Raw genomic sequence first — 24,975 nt, 5'->3', positions numbered from 1 at the left:
CAAACTCCCCCTTATCCTTTCACAGCGCCCGAGGTCAAACCTTTAATTACATATTTCTGGGCTACGCTGTACAGGACGATGACCGGAATCAATGTCAACGTCACCGCCGCTGCCAACAAACCGTAATCGGTCCCATATTGTGAGCTGACTGTCGTCAAGAGCACGTTGATGGGACGCACATCTTCCTGCGGGACGAAAATCAGAGCCGAAAACAAATCATTATACGACCACAGGAACACAAAAATGCTCGCCGTGATGAACGCTGGTCGTGACACAGGTAGCATGATGCGCCAAAAAATAGCAAAACGGCTGCATCCATCCATGATAGCCGCTTCTTCCAAATCCTTCGGGATCGTTGCCATATATGAAGACAAAACCAAAATAGTAAATGGCAAAAATCCTGCAGTATGCGGGATGATCAAGGCCCAATACGTATTGAGCAACTGCAAGTCTTTCAACATCCCAAACACCGGCACCACAGTGGCGAACGCTGGAATCAGCAAACTTGCCACCAACACGGTTTGCAGCAGTCCCCGCAAACGGAAGCGGAAGCGAGCCAAAACATAGGCCGCCAATCCACCGACCAACAGCGTCAAAAGCACCGTCCCCCCGGACATAATAAAACTGTTCAGATAACTTTGACCAATATCCACCTGTTCAAATGCATTTAAGTAATTGGTAAGGGTAGGATTCGTAGCGACGGAAAACGAGTCATTAATCACTTGGTGTGAGGGTTTCAAAGAGTTGTTAACTACCCAGAACAGCGGATAAATCGTGGTTAATGACCAAAGCCCCAAACAAATGAACGTTACCATCCTGGTGATTTTTCCCCGGAACAAAGCCAGCGTCATTTTTTCATATATGGTAAGTTGTTTCAACTTTCCCACCTCATTTCCTTCCGAAACTCAATAAGTGATCTCCTCTTTCTTGAGCAGGCGATTGGCGATAACGGAGAACAAAAGACCCAAAATCACAATCCAGACAGCAATCGTCGCTCCATAACCGAAAGCTTGGCCCGTAAACGTTTTTTGGTACATATAGGTACCCAACACCTCAGAAGAGTTCGCCGGACCGCCGGAACTGATGACATACACCAGTTCAAACACTTTTAACGCTCCCGTGATTGCGAGCAGGATGGATGTTTTTACATCACCCCAGATCAGGGGGAGAGTGATGTAAATCGTTTTTTGGAGTCCGGTGATCCCCTCCAACTGCGCAGCCTCATAAAAGTCATCAGGAATCTTGGAGATCGCCGTCAGTATAATGACAAAATAAAACCCGACATACTGCCAGATGACGGGCACAGCTACCGCCAACAAAGAAGTTTCTTCAGTCATCCAGACCACCTTTTCAAATCCGAAGCGAACAAGCAATTGATTCAACATACCATTGTCATAGTTATAGAAAAGGGTGAACATCAATCCGATCGCTGTTGCCGAGATGGCGACAGGAAAAAAGAAGACCGACCGAAAAAAATTCTTGCCAAATCGAATCGAGTCTACCAAAAGGGCCAGCACAATCCCTAACCCCACCTGGAAAATCACCGCGTACAACATCATTTCCAATGTATTGAGCGTGGCGATCTTCACGACTTCATCCTGTGCTAAGCGGATATAGTTTTCAATGCCCACAAAACGGTTGATAAACATGCCATCTGAATAATAAAAACTCTTAATGATGCTGTGAATGAACGGATAGTACAAAAACACGCCCGTCAACAAGACAGCGGGAAGTAGGAAAAAAAAGATGACGCCACGATCACCCTTGTGCATGGGACAACTCCTTTCTTTGGCAAAAGCGGCAGCCTTGCGTCATGCAAAACAGCCGCTTTCGCTCCGTGGATATTACTTTGGCATTTTTTCTTGCTCGATTTTCTGAGCGGCCTGCAACACTTCCTGAGCCGTTTTCTTTCCTTGCACGATGTGGGGAATGCCTTTTCTTATTTCGTTAAACGCTTCAGCTGAGATTTGCGCGTCGATGGGCAGTGAGAGGGAATTGGCTTCCTGCACCATCTGGTGGCCTTGTTGGTAAACAGTCGGCAAACCCTCCACCTTGGTGTCTACCGCCGGCACACCCCCATTAGCCTCAGCGAATTTCTTCACCATCTCTTTGGAAGTGAGATACTTGATCAATTCCAACGCCAATCCTTTTTTGTCTTTGTCTTCATAGGACTTCTTGCTCAGATAAAAGCCGGACGTGTATCCCGCCACCAAGTCTTGCGGATTCGCTTTGCCCCCCAGCATTACTGGGAACGGGATCACCTCAACATCTTCCTTATCCGTCAATCCCCCCAAAATCCATGACCCATTAACGATCATGGCCGCTTGCTTGTTCTTGAACAGCTCTTGCGCTTGCGCATCTTTGATAGTCAGCGCATCTTTGGGGAAACCACCCATGTCATACACTTCTTTAATTTTTTCCAACCCTTGTGCCCAAGAGGGATGGATACCGTTGTCAAATTTGCTGTTGTGACCCGCCGGACCACCTGCGGAGAGAATGAAATGTTCAATCAAGTAATAAGACTCTTCCAATGAACCAGCGATTGGAATAATTCCGTTTTTAGAGAATGTTTCGACGGCTTTGGTAAATTTCTCCCAATCCGTCGGCAACTCCAGTCCGTATCGCTTAAATAAACTTTTATTGACAAATAACCCTTCATAAAAACCAGTAATCGGAACAGCGTAGATTTTGCCGTCTTTCGCTTTCACTTGTTGTTTAACATTGTCGGACAAGGCATCGCTCCACGCCTTATCTTTGGCGAAAATCTCCTCGTACGGCACCACCGCGCCGGATTGGATGATTGGTTCGGCTTCCGCTCCGGTGAAGAAGAACGTCACATCAGGTTCATTGCCTGAAGCGAAATCGGTTTTCACTTTCGTTCGAAAATCATCTCCTGTGGCCGTCATCGATTCATCGACAATTTCGACATCTGGATACGCTTTCATAAAATCTTTTAATGCTTGCTCATATGCTTTCTTAGCCGGATCTGTGCCGCCGAACATCGTCACGACCCGCAGTTTAATCTTGCCGTTGTCAGCACTTTGCGAACAACCAGTCAACGCAGCCACCAAAATCAGGACAACAGCCAACAAGCTTGGCCACCATTTGCGCATGCCATTCACCAACCTCATGATGATTTGTAATATTGACTATACCAATTTTATTTAATTCACAAAAATATGTCAATAAAAAATATATTTATTCTTATTGCTCCAAGTACGTATCAACTTGATTTACTATAGACAAGCTCCCGTGCCAATCTTAAAACGTATGGGGAAGCGGCATTGCGCTACAACCGCTGCCACTCCCCCATCCGGTGGACATCATGATTCATTTTAGCGTGGGTATTTTGGAAGCGTATTTCTCCACGAGCGCTTTGTTGTAATCATCGGCTCCCGGAATATTGCCACTGCGGAATACAGGCACTTCCACACCTGCATCGGCCATCAGTCCGACCGCCTCCACCAGCACCGATTGCAAAATGAGAGAGCCCAAAATGGTCGAACTCGGGCCGAACCTGGCCGGTACCCGCTCATGCGAAAGCAGAGCGTCCCCTTTGTCAACATGATTGTTCAACACCAAATCAACCACTTCTGACAAATGTCTGCCCGAATGGTGCCGCGACGGAACCCCACCGGCATAAGCGAGCGATGTCAAACCGATCACCTTCGCCCCTTTTTCCTTAGCCAACAGCGCCACTTCGATCGGCACCGGATTGATGCCGGAGGTAGAGATCACAATCACCACATCCCCTGGCTGAATCGCTTGCTCCTCCATGAACGTCTCAGCCAGCCCATGTTGCCGCTCCAATTCCGAAGAGCGCGCCGCCCCCTCGTGCAACATCAACTTTTCAACCAAAATCGGATGAATGGGAGCCAAGCCCCCCGCACGATAAAACACATCTTCCGCCAACAAGTGGGAATGCCCACATCCAAACAGATGGACCACCCCACCCTGTGCAACAGCTTCTGCGATCCAACGGCCCGCTTTTTGCATATGGGCCAATTCTTCCCGCTTGATCTCTCCCAGCTTTCGCTCGATCGACTCCATGAACGCTAAAATCATCAGGATGTCCCCTCTCTACTGATCCCAAGCGTCCGCATCCGCAATCACGGTGACATGGGAATGTTGTTTCAAGATGGATGCTGGCAAATCCTCCGATACAGGTTCATTTAATAAACGATGTAAAATGGGCGCCTTATGTTTGCCGGACACCAACAAAACAATGCGTTTGCTTCGCATGATCGTCGCCAAACCCATGGTGATCGCGTGTGAAGGCATGGTCTCCCCTTCATCGAAATACCGGCGATTCGCCTTTCTCGTCGACTCTGTCAACGTCACTACATGTGTAACCGATTGAAAAGGGGTGCCAGGTTCATTAAACCCGATATGCCCATTCATACCAATCCCCAGAATCTGCATATCAATACCTCCGGCTGCCAGAATGGCCTCTTCATATTGGCGACATTCCTGTTCTAAATCAGCCGCTATGCCAGAGGGAATATGTGTCTGTGCCAATGGGAGATCGATCCGGTCAAACAACTGCTTCCGCATATAATAGGCAAAACTGCTGGGATGTTCCGGCGGTAAGCCTACATACTCATCCAAGTTAAATGTACGCACGCCGGCATACGATGTTCCCCGCTCTTGGTGGTCGGCGACCATTTTCTGATAAATCCCGGTCGGTGTCGCCCCCGTCGCCAAACCCAACACTGCATTCGGCTTCTGCTGGACTTGGGAGATGAGCATCACCGCCGCTTTTTCGCATAGGTCGTCATAATCTGTTGCTCTGATGATCTCCATTACTACTACTCCTTTGCTTGATAAGCGATTGCCCCGCGGCAAATCGTCATGAATACATCCATTTTTTCATCAAGGATCACAAGATCAGCGTCTTTTCCCACCGCAATGCTTCCTTTGCGATCATATAAATTCAATTCTTTCGCAGCGTTAGTCGCCGTCATTTGAATCAATTGTTCCATGGTGCAGTCAACATATTGATGCATGTTCTTCAGTGCATCTTTCATTTTCAAAATACTACCGGCCAGGGTCCCATCAGCCAACCGGGCATCACGATCCGATACCGTGACCTCTTGCCCGCCGAGATCATATGTCCCGCTCTTGAGGCATTTGGCCCGCATGGAATCGGTGATAAGGATGATCCGTTCTGGAGTGATGGCCTTATACGCTACATTTACACTGTTTGGTTCGATGTGAATACCGTCAACAATCATTTCCACCATCAATTCGTCGCGCACCATCGCCGCACCAGCGACACCCGGTTCACGATGGTGAAACCCTCTCATGCCGTTAAACAGATGGGTAACGTGGCTTAAGCCTGCGTCGATAGCCTCGCTAATCTGGTGGTAACAGGCGTCTGAATGGCCCACGGATGCAATGACCCCTGTTTCCTTGAGATAACGGGTTAATTCCAGCCCGCCTGGTTCTTCCGGAGCCAAAGTGACCAATCGAATGTGCCCTCGAGCCATGGACTGCCATTTGGCGAATTGTTCCCGGTCGGGATGGACAATATACTCTGGGGGTTGCGCGCCAGCGCGCTTCTTGTTAATGAACGGCCCTTCCAAGTGAATCCCTGCGCATTCCGCTTTCCCCGGCACCTGATGCCGTTCAATGAAGTCAGCCGCATTGATCAGCGCGGCCTCGATATTCTCGTGCGTTTGTGTAATCGTCGTCGCCAGAAAACAGGTCGTGCCCTCTTTCGGCAAGTGCGAGGCCATTGTGTCAAGTGCTTCCACTGTCGCATCCATGGTATCCGCACCAGCGGCTCCGTGGATGTGGACATCAATCATGCCAGGAAGAACTTGGTGTTCCGTCGACAATTGGATCACTTGCGCGTCTGTGAAATCTGGCATGTGATCCATCGGTCCGAAATTTTTGATTTTGCCATTGACTAGTTCAATATATCCAGGTGTGATTTTTCCATTCTCCGTAAAAATCGTTACATTGCATATGATAAGTGGGGAAACCGGATTCATATGATTATCTCCTTTTTCCTTTCGTTACAATTTAAGTGTATCACCATCATGTATAGTTGTCTATACCACTCGTCCCCTTTCGCCAGATCACCTGTCCGCGACACCGAGAACAAATAGTTATGACTAGGACGTGTCTGATGAATTGGACAGCGGCTCCAACCATTTTCTCATTCGCTTCACTTGTGCATCGGCGCTCCTCGAGAAAAGGTTTTTCCGCCGCTTCTTCCTCACCAACTTGACTTGCCAGACACACCCTAGGCCCACCCGTATCAAATTTCCCACCATACTATCCCCTTCCTGTAAATTCCCTATGCAAAAACGGCCGAGGTGTTCCCGGCCGCTTAAGATCATTTGCTCTTCTATTGTTCCTGCTTATCATCGCATTCTGATTGTTGTCGCGCGATCTCCTTGCTTAGCAATGGTTCGGGAGCTTGCCATGTCGGAGGCTTGATCACTTTCCCATCTGACTCCCGGTAGCGTGGCTTGCCATCCTCCCACAATTTAGACATGTTGGCTTCGTGCACGATGCGGAAGAGTTCTTCCGGCCGCACACCCATTTCGACGAGTGTCCCCAGCGCCAGATACATGACATCAATCATGGCATCCGCTTGCTCAGTTAGCGTTTTTGCCTCCAGAAACTCTCGGATCTCCTCCATCATCCAATCAGCCCGCTTGTGCACGCGATCCTGTTCCAATTTACACGGCTTTTCTTGTACAGGGACATTAAACGCTTCATGAAACGCCTTCACATCTTTCCATGCTTTATCCATAAAGATGGCCTCCATTCATTTGCATAGTCCTAACCCACATTGAATAATTTCGTTACCAGGAGGTGAGGATCTTATGTGGTTGCTCTTATTTCAAATCGCTCTAGTATTTATCACCATTCATTCCATCTTGAACGCCTACCAGCTGTTCCGAGTGCAGAATTGGTTCGATTTCGTTTATCGCCTCTCCTTGTGTGCTGCCGCGCTTACCTTGTTGTTCAATCCGATCCCCATATGAAAGCACCTCCCCGGCGGGGAGGTGCTTTCATGTTCACAGGTCGCCGAAATCAAGTGAACTTGCCTTGGAATAGTTGGTCACTTTCTGTTCGAAGAAGTCCGTTTTAGTCGCATTCAAGTTGGAGAAGCTTTCCACCCATTTCATAGGATGAGAAGTGATTTCAGGATACAGGATCTCAAAGCCCAACCGGCTTAACCGCTCATTCGCCAAGTACTTAATGTACCGTTCCAACACGTCATTGGTAAGCCCCTGAATTTCATTGTTGGTGATGTATTGGCCCCAAGCGATCTCATGCTCCACCGCCGTCCGCGTCATCTCACGCAACTCTTCAACAAACTCCGGAGTGATCAAGTCCGGATTTTCGCTACGCAACTCTTTGATCATGTTTTGGAACAAAACGACATGGGTGAGTTCGTCCCGTTGGATATACTTGATGATCGTCGCCGTAGCGGTCATCTTTCCTTGCCGCGCTAACGCATAGAAAAAGGAAAATCCGCTGTAGAAGTACAAAGACTCCAACAAGAAGTTAGCCATACATGTGCGAACAAAGTTTTTGTCGTTTGTGTCGTCGACGAACTGCTGGTACAAATCGGCGATAAACCGATTCCGGCGCAAGAGGTGTTCGTCGTTGCGCCACTCGTCATAAATGTTTTCGCGCGTCTCCGGCGAACAAACGCTATCCAAGATATAGCTGTAAGATTGGGCGTGAATCTCCTCTTGAAACGCTTGAATGTTCAACAGGGAGCTTACTTCTGGGGCCGTCACATACTCATTGATGTTGGGCAAATTCTCCCCTTGAATCGAATCCAGGAAGTTCAAAAAGGAAATCGTCTTGTCAAATGCGCGTCTTTCCGCCGGCGACAATTCCATGAATTGTTTCGCGTCACTCGCCAGCGGGATCTCTTCGGGAATCCAGAAATTGTTCAGCATCGCCCGATACAGCTTGTGTGCCCAGTCGTATTTGATCCGGTTCCACTCGCGCAGATTGGTGGTGTTGCCGTTGATCATGCGTTGGGTTCCCCGTTGCCCATGTTCGTTGAATATCTTTTTGCGTTCTAATTTCATGCCCTATCACCTTTCTACTGCTTCTGTTATGAAGAACAGCTCACGCAATCTTCCACTTCCAATGATTGGTTACGTACATAATAGATGGTTTTTAAGCCGTTGTTCCACGCATCCATGTACAGATCCAAGAATTCACGCGCGGTGGTGTTCGGCGTGATATACAGGTTGAAGGATTGCGATTGGTCGATATGACGCTGCCGTCTTCCAGCCGCCCGAATGCTCCAATGCTGGTCGATCGCATGCGCTTCTTTGTAATACCATGTCGTTTCAGGGCTCAGGTTGGGAGCCGTTTGCGGAATGACCGCACCGCGTTTTTCTTCAACGAAATACTTGGCGTACACTGGATCAATGCCCGCAGTTGAGCCTGCGATCAGCGATGTGGACCCGGTCGGAGCTACGGCGAAAACCCACGCATTGCGCATGCCGTGCTTGGCCACTTCTGCCTGTAGTTTCTGCCAACGCTCATCGGTATAACCGCGCTGTTTAAAATACTCTCCGGTCTGCCACTCGCTTCCTTCGAACAACGGATAATGCCCTTTCTCTTTAGCGATTTCCATTGAGCTGCGAATCGCATGGTACGCCAACTCTTCAAACAGCTCATCCGCCTCGTTCACATGCTCTTCCGATTCCCACATGATTTTCCGTTGCGCCAAGTATTGATGGTAGCCGCTGGTGCCCAATCCCACTGCCCGGTACTTCTTATTGGTCAATTCCGCTTGCTTTACGGGATAGATGTTGAGATCGATCACATTGTCCAACATCCGCATCTGCACGGATACGATACGAGCAATGTCATCTTTGCTTTTCACCCGGCCCAAGTTGATCGAAGACAGGTTGCACACGACGAAGTCACCTGGCTTTTGTTTCGTGACGATCACGCCGTCTTCCAGTTCTTCAGAGATAAATTCAGTCGGCGACATGTTTTGGCAGATTTCGGTGCAGAGGTTGGAAGAATAAATAACTCCTTTGTGCTTGTTGGGATTGGCTCGGTTCACCGTATCACGGAAGAAGATAAACGGCGTTCCGGTCTCAAATGCGCTCACCATAATCCGCTTCATGATCTCGATGGCCGGAATCTCGGTCTTGTGCAGGTTCGGGTTGGCTACGCATTCTTCATAGCGGCGAGTGAATTCCTCTCCCCAATAATCCTCGATGGAATAGCCCATCACTTCGCGCACTTCATGAGGATCAAACAAGTACCAGTTCTCCCGCGCTTTCACCCGCTCCATAAACACATCGGGAATGCATACGCCAGGGAAAATGTCATGGGCTTTGAGGCGATCATCCCCGTTGTTGGTCTTCAAATTGAGGAAGTCGAGGATGTCAGCATGCCACACATCCAAGTAAATGGCGAATGCCCCTCGGCGAACACCGAGCTGATCCACTGCCACGGCCGTGTTATTGTAGTTGCGGATCCATGGGATCACACCGCCGGAAGCCCCTTTGTGACCGCGGATTTTTGATCCTTTGGAACGCACTTTACCCAAGTAAATCCCCACTCCACCGCCGTGTTTGGACACTTGCGCCGTCGCGGAGTTGGTGTTGTAAATCGACCACAGGGAATCATCCACGGTGTCGATAAAGCATGAAGACAGCTGGTGTAGTGGTTTACCTGCATTGCTGAGCGTCGGGGTGGCCACTGTCATCTCCAGCTTGGACAGCACATCATAAAACTGCTTGGCCCAACCGACACGGTCGACTTCGTTTTGCGCCAGATGCATAGCGATCACCATGAAGCGCTCTTGAGGCAGTTCCATCACTTTTCCATCATAGTCACGCACGATATACCGGTCCGCCAGCACTTTTAATCCGATATAATTGAATAGATAGTCCCGCTCAGGCTTAATGTACTTCTCCAGCTCATCCAGCTCTGCTTTCGTGTAACGCTCCAGCAAATATTTTCCGTACAAGCCCTTTTCCGTCAAGGTATGTACCAGAGCATGCAGATTGCCGTATTTATCCTGCGCTTTATACCCCCGGTTTTGGGCCGCTTCCTCATACAAGCCATGGGCGAGCAGATGGGCAGCGACAAATTGCCAGTCAGGCTCTTCGACGCTTGTTTTTTCAACAGCGGCTTGGATGACGATTTGCAACACCTCTTTGTCGCTCATGTTGTCTCGCAACTGCATCGCCGCATCTTCAATCAATTGTTCTTTGTTTAAATGAGTGAAACGCGCACACGCATCATCGATTAAGCCACGGTAGCGCGTCAGCTTATCAACAGAAATATCGATCATGGATCATCACGTCCGTTCTACTATATATAGTCGCTTTAGTAGTATAGCTAATACAAGATATTGTGCCAAATCGAAAAAAAGGAGGAAAAAAGAAATACGAGGAACCATTAAGACATTACCATCTGTTTTTGTCTTTTTTCTCTTTTAAACTCCTCTCTCTCAGGTTTGACTAACACTTGAAATATATTAATAAAACCATATCAGCACGTTTCATTATCAAAAGATAGTAAGACTCAACAAAGCAACATAATAACATACTTTGGCGTAGTTTAATCTCCAAAAAATTTTTTGACTTTTAGGAGGCGATTCACTTGCTTCACAGTCAACGCTCCTTCATGTTAGCCACCATTATGGTATTGTGCTTGACCGCATGTGCACCATTGGAGCTCTCCTCTCCATCCGCGTCCAATCGAGCGTCAACCATCTCTTTGCGGGCAACCGCGCCGCAACCCATGCTCAAACGGCAACTCACCCCTTTTGAACAAACCCTCATGCGCAAACCCGGCGACCTGCATGGCTCGCAGTTTACAGAAAATAAACTCCAGGCGCGGTTGGCCACCATGAAGCGAACCCAATCGGCAGACGCCACTTTCCGCCAATTGCTACAATGGCTCCATGAAGACTATCGGCGCTTGGTCATGGAAACCGCCAATTTTTCTACGGACATCAACCCCACAACACAACAACCAGCAAACACCATCATCCTTGAGAAGCCAACACACTTCGCCATCCTGCTTGATGCCAGTGGAAGCATGGCTGAAAAAGTAAATGCTAGCACAAAAATGCAAAGCGCCAAAAAAGCGATTTCTACGTTTGTCAGCAATTTGCCCCCAGCGGCCACCATTTCCCTTCGGGTGTACGGCCACAAGGGCACAAGCCAAGCTACGGACAAAGCGCTCTCATGCCGAAGCACGGAAGCCATCGTTCCCGCATCCACATACAACGCTACCCGATTTTCCCAAGCACTCGACGCCATAAAACCTAGCGGCTGGACGCCCATCGCCGCTAGCCTGGCCGCGGTAGAAAAAGATGTTCCACCTCAAGCTGAAGAAGTCCATCTATACCTGATCAGCGACGGGGAGGAAACGTGCGGCGGAAATCCGGTTCAACTCATGTCTCAACTTCGCCAAAGCACGATGCGCCCTCACGTCCATGTGATCGGATTTCGCATCGACGATGCAGGGCAAAAAGCTTTAAAACAGATGGCCGAAGCCGGTATGGGCACCTTCACTTATGTAGACAGCGGTGAAGAGTTGGATCGTTTTTTGCGTGCTGAACACCAGCGGCTCATGCGTGAATGGTTGCATTGGGGCCAGAAAAACGGAAGCGAGGCGCTCCGGATGCGCCAGCAAAAAATGAGCGAGTTGGATCGTTTGTTGATGCGTTGGAAATCTACCGCGGACCGAGAAATGAACCGGATGAAATTGGCATTGCGCTATTTAGAACAAACCGGCTATCCCCCCACACAGCGGGAAAAATTGAAACAGTTCATCCAGGAGCGAAGCGACCAATTCGACGCCTATCTCACGGAAACCCGGCGCTCTTTGCAAGCCGCTATCCAAAAGAGCGGTTGGGAGGCATGGAGCGACATTTGGGATGAAGGCGCGCACCAAATGAGAAAGGCAATGGAAAACTGACGTCACGACGCTGAATGTTTATGTTCTATTCTAAAATTCCCATTTGCTTTAAATGTAATTTATTGTATAATTAGAATATATATCCAAGTTTTTTTGCTCGTTCGTCTCCATTCGTATGCATCTCCAATTTGGGGTGGGATAATGAAATCCGTGTTATTGCTCTTGATCGCAATCATCAGCGAAGTTATCGCAACCTGTGCGCTCAAAGAGTCTGCCGGCTTCACCCGATTGCTCCCCAGCTTGATCGTGATCATCGGCTACGGAATCGCTTTTTATCTATTCACCATCAGTTTAGAACAAATTCCCTTGGGGATCGCCTATGCCGTCTGGTCCGGATTGGGAACGGTCGGTACCATTCTTGTTGCCAATTTACTGTGGGACGAAAAATTGCAACTGGCCCAGATGGCCGGCATCGTACTGATCATTGTCGGCAGTGTGATGGTGAATCTCTTTAACCAACCTTCCGCTTGAAATCAAATGAGCAGGCCAATACTTATGGTTGGCCTGCTCATTTGATTGATTATTCACGGTAAGGTATTTCGCCGTTTTGAGACGATATAGAAGCCTCTATCCCCCATCCAGTGTCGCTGGCTGACAAGAGCATACATTTGGTTTGCTCAGCAAACTTGTCTATTGTATAGATGAGAAAAAACAGGGCGATGTATCCGGCCATCGCCCTGTTCATAACCGCCTACGACAGATTATAAGGACTTGCTCCAGTCATGCACAGCATCACCTTCAAGGAAACGTTCACAATCCAACGCCGCCATACACCCCGAGCCGGCAGCAGTGATCGCTTGCCGGTACACGTGATCCTGCACGTCACCGCAGGCAAACACGCCTGGCACGTTGGTTTTGGTTGTTCCCGGCTCCACTTTGAGGTAACCCGCCTCGTCCATCTCCAATTGGCCTTCCAAGAAATCGGTGTTGGGTTTGTGTCCGATAGCCACAAAAATGCCGTCAGTGTGTATGATCTCCTCTTCACCGGTTTCGTTGTTTTTCACTTTCAATCCAGTCACGCCTTGCTCGCCGCGGATAACTTCCACTGGCGTGCGGTTCAGGCTCCATTTGATCTTTTCGTTTTTACGGGCCCGATCTTGCATGATTTTAGACGCGCGAAGCTCGTTGCGGCGATGCACCAACGTCACTTCTGTGGCAAAACGGGTGAGGAAATTAGCTTCTTCCATCGCGGAATCGCCGCCGCCGACCACGATGATTTTCTTGCCTCTGAAGAAGAACCCATCACATGTGGCGCACGTGCTTACCCCTTGCCCGATGTTTTCCTTCTCACCCGGAATGCCGAGCAATTTTGCCGATGCCCCGGTGGAAATGATCAAGGCTTCCGTCTCAATGCGTTCTTCCCCCATGTACAACGTGAACGGGCGTTTCGACAAATCGACTTTTTGCACCCATCCCCGCTTAAACCGGGCACCGAAACGTTCGGCTTGTTTGCGCATGTTATCCATCAGCTCCGGCCCCATGATGCCGTCAGGAAAGCCCGGGAAATTCTCCACTTCGGTTGTCGTGGTCAATTGCCCACCCGGTTCTGGCCCCTCGATCACCAACGGCTCCATGTTGGCGCGTGCCAAATAAATGGCCGCCGTCAAACCAGCTGGCCCCGTGCCTAGAACAATCACTTTATTCATATTTTCCGCCTCCTACTGCCTGGTTGATGCGATATGTATCTCGTAAATGAATCAACCAACATTTATTTTAACCCAGCCCCGGCATCCAGCAAGATGTTTTTCATCCAAGGCTAAGCCATATAACATCCGAGATTCATATCCCTGCGGGCATGCCTTATATTTCCCTACATCCGCAAGTACCAAACTGCTTTTTTTAGAATCATTCTAATCTACTTTTTTCGCTTCAGCAAATGCTTTCAAAAAGTTGGCTGGCGAATGGGCTCCGGACAAAGCCAGCTTCTCGCCAATGATAACAAAAGGAACCCCTTGAATCCCGATTTGCCGCGCCAGTGCCAAATCCGCTTCAATCTCCGCTCGTTTCGCATCCTCCGTCAATGCCGTCCGCACCTCATCCAAATCCAATCCCACACGGGCAGCCAGCTCCAGCAAGACCTCCAACGACCCCACATCTTTGCCTTCCTCAAACTCAGCCACATGCAAGGCATCCAGCATCCCATCCACTAACGCTGTCGGGGTACACTTAAGCAAAGTGTGTGCCAACCATGTATTGGGCATCCGCTCGACTTTCGTAAAATCAAAGTGGAGACCGACGTCTGCTCCAGCCCGGGTCACTTGCGCAAATACTTGCATCATCCGCTCCCGGCCGCCCATTTTCTCCGCCATATGCTCTTGGAATGGGCGTCCTACTTTAGGCATATTCGGTTCCAGCAAATAGGATCGGTAACGGATAGTCACTTCTTCATCATGCTCTCGCTTCCACTCAGCCAATGCCGTGAATAGGTTTTTCTTGCCGATCCGGCACCACGGACAGACAATGTCATGAAAAATGTCGATAATCATTCCTATGCTCCTTACTTTTTTAAAGTTGATATTTTTCTATTATACTCATCCTGAGGGCTGACTGACTATCCTTAATTTGCGATCACATGGATAAAACCCCTATCATTTCTTCCACAATATGCTATGATGGCAATTGATCCGCGTTTTTTTCACCATACTTACATTTTTACACACACATCTTAATTGCAGGAGGGGGCGCATGGTGGCCACAAGAAAAAGTCAACGTTTAGATAAAGTGTTAGTGCACATGGGCGTTGGCACGCGCAAAGAAATTAGAAAACTAACCAAAGCAGGCCGAATCAAAGTGAACGGCTCCGCGGTGAATGACCCGAGTGTGCACGTCATGCCCGAAACGGACGATATCACCGTCGACGGCATTACAATCGATTACCGCGAGCATATCTATTTGATGATGAACAAACCGCAAGGCGTCATATCAGCAACCGAAGACCGTAATGAAGAAGTCGTCACTGACCTGTTGGAACAAGAACACCGCGTATTTGAACCGTTTCCCGTCGGACGGTTAGACAAGGATACCGAAGGGCTGCTGTTGCTCACTAGCGACGGAAAATTGTCGCACCAGTTGCTTTCTCCCAAAAAACACGTGCCCAAAACCTATTACGCTGAGGTGGATGGCGTGGTTACGGAAGAAGATGCGCTCGCCTTTAAAAACGGAGTGACCTTGGATGACGGCTACGTAACTATGCCTAGCGAACTTACCATTCTCTCGTCCGGCCCTCGATCCGAAGTCGAGTTAACCATCTACGAAGGCAAATACCATCAGGTCAAACGCATGTTTGAAGCCGTCGGCAAAAAAGTGGTGTTTCTCAAGCGGATCGCTATGGGGCCGCTTACATTGGACCCCGACTTGGAACCAGGCGAATACAGGGAATTGACACCGGAAGAACTCGCCTTGCTCAAAGGGGAAAACAACGGCAACTAGTATCCCCCCTCATCTTAGAACCATTCGCAGGGGGGGCCCCTGCAAACCTAGCTTGAACGGATTTTTATTCTAAGTTAAAATCATGATGCAATTCTTCCCCAATGGTAAAAATAACAATGCACCAAAAAATCAAATCAAGGGGGCAGTCTATGAACAAGCAAACACAGAATGAGTCATTGGCAAGAGGATTAAGCGACCGGCATATCCAGCTGATCGCGATTGGGGGCGCAATCGGCGTCGGATTATTTTTAGGTTCAGCTTCCGCCATCCAAGCAGCGGGGCCCGCACTGGTGCTCTCTTACGCCATTGGCGGGATTATCATCTTTTTTATCATGCGTGCATTAGGAGAGCTGATCCTCTACAAACCTGTCTCCGGTTCCTTCAGTACATACGCGGCTGAAATGATCGGGCCATGGGCGGGATTCATCACCGGCTGGACGTATTGGTTTATGTGGGTCGTCACAGGGATGGCCGAAATCACGGCTGTGGGCATCTATGTGAACACATGGTTCCCGGACATACCACAGTGGATTCCCGCACTCATCGCCCTCGTTGCGGTGTATTTGGTCAACCTCATCGCCGTCAAGGCATTTGGTGAGGTGGAGTTCTGGTTTGCCCTGATCAAAGTAGCCACCATCTTGGTATTGATCGTAGTCGGTCTCGTCATGATCACAACCGGCTGGGGCAACAACGGAGAAGCTGTCGGATTCTCCAACCTGTGGGAGCATGGCGGCTTCATGCCCAAAGGAATTACGGGCGTATTGTTTGCTTTGCAGATGGTCATGTTCGCTTTCTTGGGCGTTGAGATGGTGGGGATTGCCGCCGGGGAAGCCCAAAATCCGGAGAAAACAATCCCTTCGGCAGTGAATAAAATCATCTGGCGCATTCTCATTTTTTACATCGGAGCGTTGATTGTAATCCTCTCGCTCTATCCATGGAACCAACTGGACGGCAAAACGAGTCCATTTGTATTGACCTTTGCCAAGATCGGCATTCCCGCCGCGGCCAGCATCATTAATTTCGTCATCCTGACTGCCGCCTTGTCTTCCTGTAACAGCGGCATCTTCAGCACCGGTCGCATGCTGTACACACTGGCGGGACAAAATCATGCACCACAAGCACTTCACTATGTGAGCAGACGCCAAGTTCCATCCCGAGGAATCACGGTGTCCGCCATTGTCTTGTTGTTTGGCGTGGTGCTTAATTATTTCATTCCTGAGAAAGCGTTTACTTACATCACCAGCGTAGCAACTTTTGGTGCATTGTGGGTCTGGGGCATTATCTTGTACGCCCATATCAAGTTCAGAAAAAAACACCAGCCCACTTCGTTTAAAATGCCGGGCACACCTTGGACCAACTGGATTGGCATCATCTTTTTGATCGGCGTGGGGGCGCTGCTGTATTTGGAAGAAAGCACCCGCATCGCCCTGTATGTGGCGCCCATTTGGTTCGGCATTCTCGCCTTGAGTTACCAATTGGTGCGCAGATACAATAAAAACAACGCATAATGTCATATCCGTCTCCCCTATTCTTGGGGAGACCTTTTCTTATCTCACACAAACACATCATCGTTCAAAGGGAGGCACTCACTAAGTGTATGCCGGCACCCTGCAAATGGATATCATTCCGAAACAGAAAGAAGCCAACCTGAACTTTATTGATTCAACCCTTGCACAAACAGCCCAACGCGTCGATCTTTTAGTATTGCCTAAATTTTTCACCACCGACATTTTCTTCACCACCAAGGAAGAGTTCGTAGCGTTGGCCGAACCGATTCCTCACAGTCCCACCTGCCACCGATTGGCGCCCCGGCTTGCACGTAATTTCCTTTGATGCAACCCGTTTTCTTCACAAAGCAAATGAAGATTGTAGCAACCTGATGGATGAGATGCGAAAATACAAATCCTTCTATGAAACACTCTAAGCATGGAGATGGGAAGGAGGCTTCTCGCAACCCTTCCCATCTTACTTGACACGATGGCAAGAACACGATATCATTTGTATGTACAAACAAAGGAATGAGTGCTATTTACAATGATCGAAGAACAAATGAGCCGTTGTCTTTTCGTTGCCGTTAACCGCTTTTCACGAACGATCACCAAAATGGCCGAAGAAGAGTTTGCCTCTATCCATTTGTCTCCCACTTACGCTTTCCTGCTGATGATCATAGCGGAAAAGCCGGGCCTTTCACTCAAGGAGTGTTGCGAAAAATTACATATCGCCCCCTCGACAGGCACCCGGTTTATTGACAAATTGATCGCCAAAGGATTGGTGGAGAGAAAAGCAGTGGGCAAACTTGCTTTGATGTACCCCACCGAGAAGGGATTCGCTTTGGTCGAACCCATCCGCGAATGCTGGAAGAACTTGTACACACGCTATTCAACCTTGCTCGGGGTAGATGAAGGTTGCCAATTGGCGGAACGGCTAATGATCGCCAATGCTAAACTGGAACAAGAACACAACTAAACTTTTGATCCATCATTTGTTTTGTACACACATTTTACGAGCTCACCATGCAGGAGGTCGACACACATGAAAACACTGGTGATTGTGGCCCACCCTAATCTGGATCAATCCCGCATCAACAAACGTTGGGTGGCCAAATTACGCGAATATCCTGAACAAGTGACTGTTCATGACTTATATGCAACTTATCCCGACGGAAACATCGACGTGGCGAAAGAACAAGCTCTGGTAATGGAACATGACAGAATCGTCTTCCAGTTCCCCTTTTATTGGTACAGCACCCCGGCGCTGTTGAAACAATGGCAGGATGACGTGTTGACTTATGGCTGGGCCTACGGCAAAGAAGGAACCAAACTCCATGGCAAAGAGTTTGTGGCAGCCGTATCCATCGGCGGTCCCCAGGACAACTACAAAGCGATGGGCTATTCAGTCGACCTGCTCACGCTCCCTCTCAAAGCCATGAACCATTTCACCGGTATGACTTATCTCGAACCCTTCCACTTCTATGGAGCCAACACCGCCACCGACGAACAAATCGAAGCCGGCGCCGAACAATACGTTGCCCATATTCTCAATCCTGCACTGACAATCGCGAAGGGCTAAGAGGGGGAATTTCCCCCTCTGTTTTATATAGAATCAGACAAACCATGGATAAAGCAGGGTGGTTTATTTGATTAGAGCGGCATGCATCACCATATTCGCTTCGATGATGCTTTTCTTGGTGTCTTGTCAGAATGACCAACCAGCGAAAGAACCGCTAACCAACGAAAAGGTTAAACAGGTTCTCCACACCATCCCCGATCATTTCAAAAAAAAGATGCGCCTGCCCACACACATTCCGTTTAAACCGACAAACATGGAGGCCCATTATTCATCATTGCACAAACATAGCTATCAACAAGATTATGTGCAAAACACAGACCATGTGGTTTATTTCATCATCATGGAGGGAACTTCCACTTTCAACAACCTGGAAAAAATAAAGCTAACCAGTGAAATCGACGCATTTTATGAAAAAAAAGGAATCTTATACTGGAATGATAAGAAAAACGATGTTCATTACCTCCTGTCAACGGTAGACCACTCCAAACAAAAACAATACAAACTTACCAAAGAACAGCTAGTAAAAATCGCGGCCAGTGCCGTTTCCCTCGAGTGAATCGGCTGGAAACGAACAGGGGAACCCTCTTGAAGAAAAACAAGCCTTTGATTTGGGTGCGTATGCGTCAAATCAAAGGCTTGACCCATTTTTAAGCGGACACGTACATTCAAGACTTTATCATCTGTCTGTGTGTATGCCCATGATCCTTTCGATTCGCTCCACATCCACATGCTGGCGCAACCACTCTGCCAAATCAGCATACACTTGTTGGCGGTCAACGGCGGGATCTGAGGCGAGCGTCAACCCCTTCGCCTCTCCAATAAACTGCAACCACTTTTGCACAAACCGTTCATTGTCAAACAACCCGTGCAGATACGTCCCCATGACCCGCCCATTGGCAGATATCGCTCCATCTTCTCTTCCATCGACCCAACGCAACAACGGCATGACACCCTTTCCCCTGGTGGTGCGCCCCAGATGTATCTCATAACCGGACACTTCCACTTGATCAGCCCACTCCGCTAGCAGGTACCCTGTTTGTTGCCTTGTTTCTTTAACAGGCACAAAATCGGTCTCTACCGCAAGCAAACCTAACCCTGACTCTACCCCGCCAGCACCCTCGACCTGCTCTTCATCCCGCAGCACACTACCCAACATCTGATATCCACCGCAAATGCCAACGACAAACGCCCCGCGTTCATAAGCTTGTTGGATCGCTTCCATCCAGCCATTCGCTTTAAGCCACTGCAAATCATGGATGGTGTTTTTGGTGCCTGGGAGGATGATCACATCCGGCGCACCCAACTGCTCCACAGACTGCACATAACGGACAGCGCATGCCGACTGGCGGGACAACGGCACAAAATCAGTGAAGTTGGAAATATAGGGTAGGCGCACAATTGCCACGTCCAGCTTGTCCCCCGCTTGTTGATCGCCGCGCATGTTTTGCAAAGCGAGAGAATCTTCTGGATCTACTTCCATTCGGATGGTTGGCAGGACACCCAGAACCGGGGCGCCAGTCCTCTCTTCCAGCCAAGCCAGGCCGGATTCCAGCAATTCTTTGCTTCCACGAAACTTATTGACGATCCATCCCTTAACCCGTTTTCGCTCCTCTTCAGTCAAGAGTTCATATGTTCCTACGCAAGACGCAAACATCCCACCCCGCTCGATATCCGCCACCAACAAGACGGGAGCATCCACCAACTCGGCAACTCGCATATTGGCAATATCACGATCTTTCAAATTAATTTCAGCCGGGCTACCCGCCCCTTCAATCACCAATACTTCCACTTGTTCCGCCAAACGCGCAAGCGACGCCCGCACTGGTTCCAACATCTCCTCCAACGTCCGAGCGCGGTACGCCATCGCAGGCATATCTGCCCATCGCTTCCCATGCACGATCACTTCCGACACCATCTCCCCTTTCGGTTTGAGGAGAATCGGATTCATGTCGTATGTCGCTTCAATCCCTGCCGCCTCCGCCTGCGCTCCTTGCGCTCGGCCGATCTCATGACCCGAGCGTGTCACATAAGAGTTTAAAGACATATTTTGCGATTTAAAAGGCGCCACTCGATAGCCCCGTTCATAAAAATGCCGGCATAAGGCCGTACAAATCACGCTTTTTCCCACATCAGATGCAGTGCCTTGGATCATGATCGTCTTCAATATATCCTCCCCTTTGGATATCAAGTGGAATCATCAGCAAGACCTTCGTACATCTCGCTTATCTTAGCCCAGAAGACCATCATGTGCAAGCGCTGGCTAGCCTTGTGTTTGGACTCGAGAAACGGTGTTGTCGCGGTAAGCAATTCAATAATAAAGGATTTTATTTATAAATGTAGAAATATTTGATTATTCAATTTACAAGGAGGAAAGCATCATGTGGACCACTTGGAAAAGCATCTTCGCCAGCACCCTCGCATTGGGAACCATGCTCGCACCGGGTGTCAGTTTCGCACAATCGCCTGTCGACACACCCGCTGGAGCCTATCTTCCCCCGCAAGCCGAGCATGCAATCACAGAGGGAAAAGTGCCTAAGCCATTCAACAAACACAAGAAAAACCAGCGTGTCACACGCGGCCCGATTCATCCGAATTATAAAATGCATGTCACCTATGATAGCCAAAACCATATCATTAACGGAAAACTATCTGTCACCTTCACCAACAACACCGGGGTTCGCTTGAACGAGGTATACTTCAACCTCTGGGGCAACGCCGCCAATTTCCGTACAAACGGGGGTGGCATGGATGTAAAAAACGTGAAAGTGAATGGGAAAACAGCCAACCATCACCTTCAAGAAACCGCCTTGCACATTGACGCCACCTTGCCCAAAAACCGCAAGTCCACTGTTTCCATGGATTTCACCGTCCATGTGCCAAAGGGGCAGGACCGGTTCGGTTGGGATGGTGACACCGTTTCCTTGGGCAATTGGTTCCCCATTTTGGCCGTCTATGATGATGAAGGCTGGAACGTCGACCCTTATTTTCCATACGGTGAAAGCTTTTACTCCCTGACCGGCAACTTCGACGTCACCGTCACCACCGACAAAAAGCAAGTCATCGCCGCAACCGGAACCGAAATCGGGAAGCCCAAGCTCAAAGGAAACCTCGCCACCCATCGTTATATCGCCAAACAGGTGCGTGACTTCGCCATGGAGATGAACCCCAACTACAAAATCATCTCCACCACCGTCAACAAAGTGAAAGTGAATGTCTACTACGCGGAAGAGCACGCCAAGTTCTCCCAAGACCTCCTGCAAAGCGGCGTGGACAGCATGAAGCTCTTCAGTGAAAAATTCGGCGCTTATCCTTGGCCAGAACTGGATGTAGTCAGCATGAAAGGCTGGTTTGGTGGCATGGAATATCCGCAGCTGGTCATGATCTCCCTCCGTGACAACGCCACCCCGGCCTGGGTACGTAGCGTCAATGCCCACGAAATCGGACACCAATGGTTCTACGGCATCATTGGCAACAACGAATATGACGAGGCTTGGTTAGATGAATCCTTCGCCACTTTCGCCGCCGCTCTATATGACAACGAACTCGACCAACTCACCGCCGAACCGATTCCCGGATTCCATCTCTCCCATCCGATCTCCTATTTCACCGCCTACGGCCAAGAAGGCATCAACGCCTACTACGACACGGTCTACGATTACGGCGCCCGCACCTTGAACGACTTGCGCAAGCTGTTGGGAGACAAGCAATTTTATGCCTCGATGCAAGCCTACTACAAACAAAAGAAATTCGACATCACCACCACCAAAGACTTCATCCGCATCATGGAACAAACCAGCGGGCGAGATTTGGACAAGTTCTTTGCAGAGCATTATGTGTTTGTATCTGATCAGGAATAAAAAAATAAAACCGGCTGGAGAAAGACTTCTCCGGCCGGTTTTTGTTTATAGATTCCCTGGCGGTTTGCATTCTGGGTTTTATTGATATAGTTCAAAATCATGAAAAATGGCAACTGGTATAGAACCCCGTTTCAATTCTCTAACTGAGATGTATTTCATTGATACGACAACCAAAGAGATCGCAGAGATATGGAATGTCAGGTTTCAATTCTCTAACTGAGATGTATTTCATTGATACGCGTTCGCGAAAACCTGTAAAAAATCAATGTCTAGCTGTCCCTTTTCCGAACACTCCTCCAAAAATTAAGTTTTTATCACCAGAAAACCGTTTTATCATACATGCATCAAATGGCAAACCCCTTGATTCATAAGGGATTGGGCATTTCCGACGGCCCCCTGGCTTTTTTCCGAAGCAATGGGTGTTCGCATTATTAAGCCAACAACCTACACCCTCTACTCATTATATCTAAATGATTCAGAAAATAAAACCATCAAACCCATCACACTATGACGCATGCCCAAAGGTTAAGGTCAGACTATTTCACGTTGGGGATGCTTTGAATTGAATTTTCTCCTAAGGACACCTCTATAATTTTGAGGTGTCCTTTTCATTTTCTGGGTACAATGTTTCAATCTCAGTCATCCCATTTACTTATCAAACCACATACCCAGTTTAATGCATGAATGCGTTCATACGTAATCAGCATATCATACTCAAGCGTTTCATCGTGATTGAAAGCTTCCACCTGTTGATTATAAATTTCAAAATGCTTGTCAAGCATATGTACGATCTCTTCAATCGGACGGCATTCCGCTTTAGCGATAAATGGTTCAAGTGGCTCACCCAGCCCTGGCAACACCTCACGAATGAAACTACCATCGCACCGTTCAATTGGTAAATCAAGCTCTTCAACTAAATTCAAGCTCCATAATAATGCAAGCAAGCCTTCAATTCGCCAAGTAAGTAGGTTCGATTGCATCGCTCGTTGATTCCAACTTTTCTCTGCCGGGCTGAGATCAGAGATCGGTACAGAAAATACATTTTGCTCTTGCGGGCTCAGCGAATCCCATAATCCTTCTTCCCTTGCCCACTCTACCACTTTCTCCGGCTCACGATAAAATATTACCCCTAATAGTAAATGAAGAGCCAAAGCACGCTTCGCTATATCTTCTGCTGAACGTAAATGGACTTCATTTGTTTCGGGGTACACTGGGAAGTTATACACCATAAGAACACGTCCGGTATCCGAATCCAATGAGATTTGTTTACTTGTCTCGGAATGAGTCATGTACATACACTTTCCTTTCTATTTGGATTTTATCAAATCTACTTACAAGCATTTTGTTTTGATGAATTGAGCGGAGGAACATCATCAGGATACTGTTCATGCTGATTCATATACAAGGATTCTTCGTACTGTTGAGCCGTGCCAACAAAGAACTGTTGCATAGTCGGATATTCTCCTTTTTCATCCTCACGTCCGACAGAATGAAACCCTTGTACATAGATCACACCTTTTTTCGGAACCCAATCAATGGTTTCATATTCCATATGTGCCTTTGTCCGTTTTCCTTTTTCGTCTACAAAGTAAAATTCAACCCCTCCTTCCCCACCCAAAGATGTACACGTCCGCAATTGACCATCATGTGAAATCGGTACCAACCACTTTCCATCCTCTTTAACAAGCGCTTTTTTTCCTGGAATATCCCCGACAGCATAAACCCATCCAGTAAAGCCTTTAGGAATGAGAAACACAAGATCAAAATGATTTTCTTTTGTACACCCTACAGACAAAATAGTTAGGATCGAGCTCATGATGAATACAAATACATATTTCATGTTGATTCACTCCTGTGACAGACTTGCACCATGGATTAAAAAAAGCCAACCACTTCTATGTAGTTGGCCAAAAAAGCTCCGGGGTACTATATGATTATTCGTTGCAATATCGTTATTTAAGGCACAGTTTCAGAGCGCTATTTGGTTTTATTATCAAGTTTCCGCGTATAGTTCAAAATCTTATCAACTGATTTTGCTCTACGCTTCTTTACATCATGATAAGTAAACCGCATAACCTTCCACCCTTTTTTTCGCATAAAAGCATCACGTCGACGGTCATGATCTTCTCGTCCCTTATGATACTTTCTCCCATCTAATTCGATCACCAATTTATATTTCGGCAAGGCAAAGTCTGCCCAGTAGGGACCTATCGGATATTGCGAAATAATCTGTCCTTTGTAGGTTGACCGGATGTCATAATACATCCACCGTTCCAAGATGCTATCCGTCATGAACATGTTTTTATCCAGCACCGGAAAGTGCCCCCACGCGATCTGCTCAAAGATAAACTGTATCGCCAGAAACGGGGAAAGTATCCAGCGTACCATTTGTTTTACAGATCGTTTGGTCACAATGTATTTCCGTCTGACTCTGCGATAAGTTTTCTTAACTGACATCCACCATGAGTTTACACGATTAAAAAAGCTTAACTGTTTATACATAATAAAAACCCCTCCCCTTTTCATAATACTATGAAAATAAGGAGAGATTATATTTTAACACAAAAACATTCAGCTTGCTAAACATCCCAGCAACATGTTCATCCATGTAAATCACTGTGGCACTAATTGTTTGGACTATGCCTCATTAAGGCATCGCTCTCTATTCGTCCAATATGCC

Annotated in this window: 25 protein-coding genes; 10 read left to right on the top strand and 15 right to left on the bottom strand. The window is 48.1% G+C overall.

Going from position 1 to position 24,975, the window contains the following annotated elements; translation table 11 throughout:
* Positions 1-11: 11 nt before the first annotated feature.
* From CLV36_RS12930 to CLV36_RS12900, 7 genes are all read right to left on the bottom strand, one after another.
* The gene (locus tag CLV36_RS12930) at positions 12-887 is read right to left on the bottom strand and encodes a carbohydrate ABC transporter permease (RefSeq protein ID WP_223248078.1); all 876 of its coding nucleotides are present in this window, start codon (positions 885-887) and stop codon (positions 12-14) included.
* A gap of 18 nt (positions 888-905) precedes the next feature.
* Entirely contained in the window at positions 906-1,772 is an 867-nt protein-coding gene (locus tag CLV36_RS12925; protein WP_102992401.1) for a carbohydrate ABC transporter permease, read from the bottom strand.
* A gap of 72 nt (positions 1,773-1,844) precedes the next feature.
* On the bottom strand, positions 1,845-3,113 hold the full coding sequence (locus CLV36_RS12920; RefSeq protein WP_106342923.1) for an ABC transporter substrate-binding protein: 1,269 nt from the start codon (positions 3,111-3,113) through the stop codon (positions 1,845-1,847).
* A 217-nt stretch (positions 3,114-3,330) separates the two neighbouring features.
* Positions 3,331-4,065, bottom strand: a complete 735-nt coding sequence (locus tag CLV36_RS12915; RefSeq protein WP_106342922.1) for an SIS domain-containing protein — start codon at positions 4,063-4,065, stop codon at positions 3,331-3,333.
* Between the two features lie 15 nt (positions 4,066-4,080).
* The gene (nagB, locus tag CLV36_RS12910) at positions 4,081-4,803 is read right to left on the bottom strand and encodes a glucosamine-6-phosphate deaminase (protein WP_022739042.1); all 723 of its coding nucleotides are present in this window, start codon (positions 4,801-4,803) and stop codon (positions 4,081-4,083) included.
* A 5-nt stretch (positions 4,804-4,808) separates the two neighbouring features.
* Entirely contained in the window at positions 4,809-5,996 is a 1,188-nt protein-coding gene (gene nagA, locus CLV36_RS12905) for an N-acetylglucosamine-6-phosphate deacetylase (protein ID WP_106342921.1), read from the bottom strand.
* Positions 5,997-6,355: 359 nt separating this feature from the next.
* The gene (locus tag CLV36_RS12900) at positions 6,356-6,766 is read right to left on the bottom strand and encodes a pyrophosphohydrolase domain-containing protein (RefSeq protein WP_083465111.1); all 411 of its coding nucleotides are present in this window, start codon (positions 6,764-6,766) and stop codon (positions 6,356-6,358) included.
* A 73-nt stretch (positions 6,767-6,839) separates the two neighbouring features.
* Between CLV36_RS12900 and CLV36_RS17370 the strand changes: the two genes are divergently transcribed.
* Entirely contained in the window at positions 6,840-7,001 is a 162-nt protein-coding gene (locus tag CLV36_RS17370; protein WP_181353030.1) for a hypothetical protein, read from the top strand.
* Positions 7,002-7,034: 33 nt separating this feature from the next.
* On the opposite strand, the gene CLV36_RS12895 is transcribed toward CLV36_RS17370, so the two are convergent.
* On the bottom strand, positions 7,035-8,066 hold the full coding sequence (locus CLV36_RS12895) for a ribonucleotide-diphosphate reductase subunit beta (protein WP_102992395.1): 1,032 nt from the start codon (positions 8,064-8,066) through the stop codon (positions 7,035-7,037).
* 26 nt (positions 8,067-8,092) lie between these two features.
* The gene (locus tag CLV36_RS12890) at positions 8,093-10,303 is read right to left on the bottom strand and encodes a ribonucleoside-diphosphate reductase subunit alpha (protein WP_106342920.1); all 2,211 of its coding nucleotides are present in this window, start codon (positions 10,301-10,303) and stop codon (positions 8,093-8,095) included.
* A 311-nt stretch (positions 10,304-10,614) separates the two neighbouring features.
* Between CLV36_RS12890 and CLV36_RS12885 the strand changes: the two genes are divergently transcribed.
* Positions 10,615-11,940 carry a VWA domain-containing protein gene (locus CLV36_RS12885; RefSeq protein ID WP_146130640.1) on the top strand — a complete coding sequence of 442 codons (1,326 nt, stop codon included), beginning with the start codon at positions 10,615-10,617 and terminating at the stop codon, positions 11,938-11,940.
* Between the two features lie 141 nt (positions 11,941-12,081).
* Positions 12,082-12,411 (top strand): DMT family transporter, encoded by a 330-nt coding sequence (locus CLV36_RS12880; protein WP_106342918.1) that lies wholly within the window; start codon positions 12,082-12,084, stop codon positions 12,409-12,411.
* A gap of 230 nt (positions 12,412-12,641) precedes the next feature.
* On the opposite strand, the gene trxB is transcribed toward CLV36_RS12880, so the two are convergent.
* Both trxB and CLV36_RS12870 read right to left on the bottom strand, forming a co-directional pair.
* Positions 12,642-13,586 carry a thioredoxin-disulfide reductase gene (gene trxB, locus CLV36_RS12875; RefSeq protein ID WP_022739031.1) on the bottom strand — a complete coding sequence of 315 codons (945 nt, stop codon included), beginning with the start codon at positions 13,584-13,586 and terminating at the stop codon, positions 12,642-12,644.
* Positions 13,587-13,790: 204 nt separating this feature from the next.
* Complete coding sequence (locus CLV36_RS12870) at positions 13,791-14,426, bottom strand: DsbA family oxidoreductase (RefSeq protein ID WP_106342917.1); 636 nt, start codon at positions 14,424-14,426, stop codon at positions 13,791-13,793.
* A gap of 199 nt (positions 14,427-14,625) precedes the next feature.
* Between CLV36_RS12870 and CLV36_RS12865 the strand changes: the two genes are divergently transcribed.
* The 6 genes from CLV36_RS12865 to CLV36_RS12840 all read left to right on the top strand — a co-directional run bounded on the left by CLV36_RS12865 (position 14,626) and on the right by CLV36_RS12840 (position 18,994).
* Positions 14,626-15,369 carry a pseudouridine synthase gene (locus tag CLV36_RS12865; RefSeq protein ID WP_106342916.1) on the top strand — a complete coding sequence of 248 codons (744 nt, stop codon included), beginning with the start codon at positions 14,626-14,628 and terminating at the stop codon, positions 15,367-15,369.
* Between the two features lie 149 nt (positions 15,370-15,518).
* Positions 15,519-16,877 (top strand): amino acid permease, encoded by a 1,359-nt coding sequence (locus CLV36_RS12860; protein WP_106342915.1) that lies wholly within the window; start codon positions 15,519-15,521, stop codon positions 16,875-16,877.
* Between the two features lie 85 nt (positions 16,878-16,962).
* A complete protein-coding gene (locus tag CLV36_RS12855) occupies positions 16,963-17,202 on the top strand; it encodes a hypothetical protein (protein WP_106342914.1) in 240 nt (79 codons plus the stop codon).
* 201 nt (positions 17,203-17,403) lie between these two features.
* Positions 17,404-17,835: a MarR family winged helix-turn-helix transcriptional regulator gene (locus CLV36_RS12850; RefSeq protein WP_102993822.1), complete on the top strand. Its 432-nt coding sequence runs from the start codon at positions 17,404-17,406 to the stop codon at positions 17,833-17,835.
* 66 nt (positions 17,836-17,901) lie between these two features.
* Positions 17,902-18,438, top strand: coding sequence for an NAD(P)H-dependent oxidoreductase (locus CLV36_RS12845; protein ID WP_106342913.1), 537 nt, complete (start codon positions 17,902-17,904; stop codon positions 18,436-18,438).
* Between the two features lie 67 nt (positions 18,439-18,505).
* The gene (locus CLV36_RS12840; protein ID WP_146130639.1) at positions 18,506-18,994 is read left to right on the top strand and encodes a hypothetical protein; all 489 of its coding nucleotides are present in this window, start codon (positions 18,506-18,508) and stop codon (positions 18,992-18,994) included.
* Between the two features lie 120 nt (positions 18,995-19,114).
* On the opposite strand, the gene CLV36_RS12835 is transcribed toward CLV36_RS12840, so the two are convergent.
* Complete coding sequence (locus CLV36_RS12835) at positions 19,115-20,590, bottom strand: cobyric acid synthase (protein ID WP_083465116.1); 1,476 nt, start codon at positions 20,588-20,590, stop codon at positions 19,115-19,117.
* 226 nt (positions 20,591-20,816) lie between these two features.
* Here CLV36_RS12835 and CLV36_RS12830 point away from each other — a divergent pair, with 226 nt between their 5' ends.
* Positions 20,817-22,295 (top strand): M1 family metallopeptidase, encoded by a 1,479-nt coding sequence (locus CLV36_RS12830; protein ID WP_106342911.1) that lies wholly within the window; start codon positions 20,817-20,819, stop codon positions 22,293-22,295.
* Positions 22,296-22,930: 635 nt separating this feature from the next.
* Here CLV36_RS12830 and CLV36_RS12825 read toward each other — a convergent pair.
* From CLV36_RS12825 to CLV36_RS12815, 3 genes are all read right to left on the bottom strand, one after another.
* Positions 22,931-23,584, bottom strand: coding sequence for a DUF4272 domain-containing protein (locus CLV36_RS12825; protein ID WP_181353028.1), 654 nt, complete (start codon positions 23,582-23,584; stop codon positions 22,931-22,933).
* Positions 23,585-23,622: 38 nt separating this feature from the next.
* Positions 23,623-24,135, bottom strand: coding sequence for a DUF6843 domain-containing protein (locus tag CLV36_RS12820; RefSeq protein ID WP_106342909.1), 513 nt, complete (start codon positions 24,133-24,135; stop codon positions 23,623-23,625).
* Between the two features lie 137 nt (positions 24,136-24,272).
* Positions 24,273-24,797 (bottom strand): endonuclease domain-containing protein, encoded by a 525-nt coding sequence (locus CLV36_RS12815; RefSeq protein WP_054096348.1) that lies wholly within the window; start codon positions 24,795-24,797, stop codon positions 24,273-24,275.
* Between the last annotated feature and the right edge of the window lie 178 nt (positions 24,798-24,975).

The sequence above is a fragment of the Laceyella sediminis genome, from assembly GCF_003003125.1.
GTDB lineage: Bacteria > Bacillota > Bacilli > Thermoactinomycetales > Thermoactinomycetaceae > Laceyella > Laceyella tengchongensis.
Note: the sequence above shows the minus strand (reverse complement) of the source record. Positions and strands in the feature narration are given on the sequence as shown.

Bases quoted from the DNA above. Each gene is read 5' to 3' on its own strand.
- CLV36_RS12925 (WP_102992401.1), bottom strand. From the start codon at position 1,772: ATGCACAAGGGTGATCGTGGCGTCATCTTTTTTTTCCTACTTCCCGCT.
- CLV36_RS12920 (WP_106342923.1), bottom strand. From the start codon at position 3,113: ATGCGCAAATGGTGGCCAAGCTTGTTGGCTGTTGTCCTGATTTTGGTG.
- CLV36_RS12915 (WP_106342922.1), bottom strand. From the start codon at position 4,065: ATGATTTTAGCGTTCATGGAGTCGATCGAGCGAAAGCTGGGAGAGATC.
- nagB (WP_022739042.1), bottom strand. From the start codon at position 4,803: ATGGAGATCATCAGAGCAACAGATTATGACGACCTATGCGAAAAAGCG.
- nagA (WP_106342921.1), bottom strand. From the start codon at position 5,996: ATGAATCCGGTTTCCCCACTTATCATATGCAATGTAACGATTTTTACG.
- CLV36_RS12900 (WP_083465111.1), bottom strand. From the start codon at position 6,766: ATGGATAAAGCATGGAAAGATGTGAAGGCGTTTCATGAAGCGTTTAAT.
- CLV36_RS17370 (WP_181353030.1), top strand. From the start codon at position 6,840: ATGTGGTTGCTCTTATTTCAAATCGCTCTAGTATTTATCACCATTCAT.
- CLV36_RS12895 (WP_102992395.1), bottom strand. From the start codon at position 8,066: ATGAAATTAGAACGCAAAAAGATATTCAACGAACATGGGCAACGGGGA.
- CLV36_RS12890 (WP_106342920.1), bottom strand. From the start codon at position 10,303: ATGATCGATATTTCTGTTGATAAGCTGACGCGCTACCGTGGCTTAATC.
- CLV36_RS12880 (WP_106342918.1), top strand. From the start codon at position 12,082: ATGAAATCCGTGTTATTGCTCTTGATCGCAATCATCAGCGAAGTTATC.
- trxB (WP_022739031.1), bottom strand. From the start codon at position 13,586: ATGAATAAAGTGATTGTTCTAGGCACGGGGCCAGCTGGTTTGACGGCG.
- CLV36_RS12870 (WP_106342917.1), bottom strand. From the start codon at position 14,426: ATGATTATCGACATTTTTCATGACATTGTCTGTCCGTGGTGCCGGATC.
- CLV36_RS12865 (WP_106342916.1), top strand. From the start codon at position 14,626: ATGGTGGCCACAAGAAAAAGTCAACGTTTAGATAAAGTGTTAGTGCAC.
- CLV36_RS12860 (WP_106342915.1), top strand. From the start codon at position 15,519: ATGAACAAGCAAACACAGAATGAGTCATTGGCAAGAGGATTAAGCGAC.
- CLV36_RS12850 (WP_102993822.1), top strand. From the start codon at position 17,404: ATGATCGAAGAACAAATGAGCCGTTGTCTTTTCGTTGCCGTTAACCGC.
- CLV36_RS12845 (WP_106342913.1), top strand. From the start codon at position 17,902: ATGAAAACACTGGTGATTGTGGCCCACCCTAATCTGGATCAATCCCGC.
- CLV36_RS12835 (WP_083465116.1), bottom strand. From the start codon at position 20,590: ATGATCCAAGGCACTGCATCTGATGTGGGAAAAAGCGTGATTTGTACG.
- CLV36_RS12830 (WP_106342911.1), top strand. From the start codon at position 20,817: ATGTGGACCACTTGGAAAAGCATCTTCGCCAGCACCCTCGCATTGGGA.
- CLV36_RS12825 (WP_181353028.1), bottom strand. From the start codon at position 23,584: ATGACTCATTCCGAGACAAGTAAACAAATCTCATTGGATTCGGATACC.
- CLV36_RS12820 (WP_106342909.1), bottom strand. From the start codon at position 24,135: ATGAAATATGTATTTGTATTCATCATGAGCTCGATCCTAACTATTTTG.
- CLV36_RS12815 (WP_054096348.1), bottom strand. From the start codon at position 24,797: ATGTATAAACAGTTAAGCTTTTTTAATCGTGTAAACTCATGGTGGATG.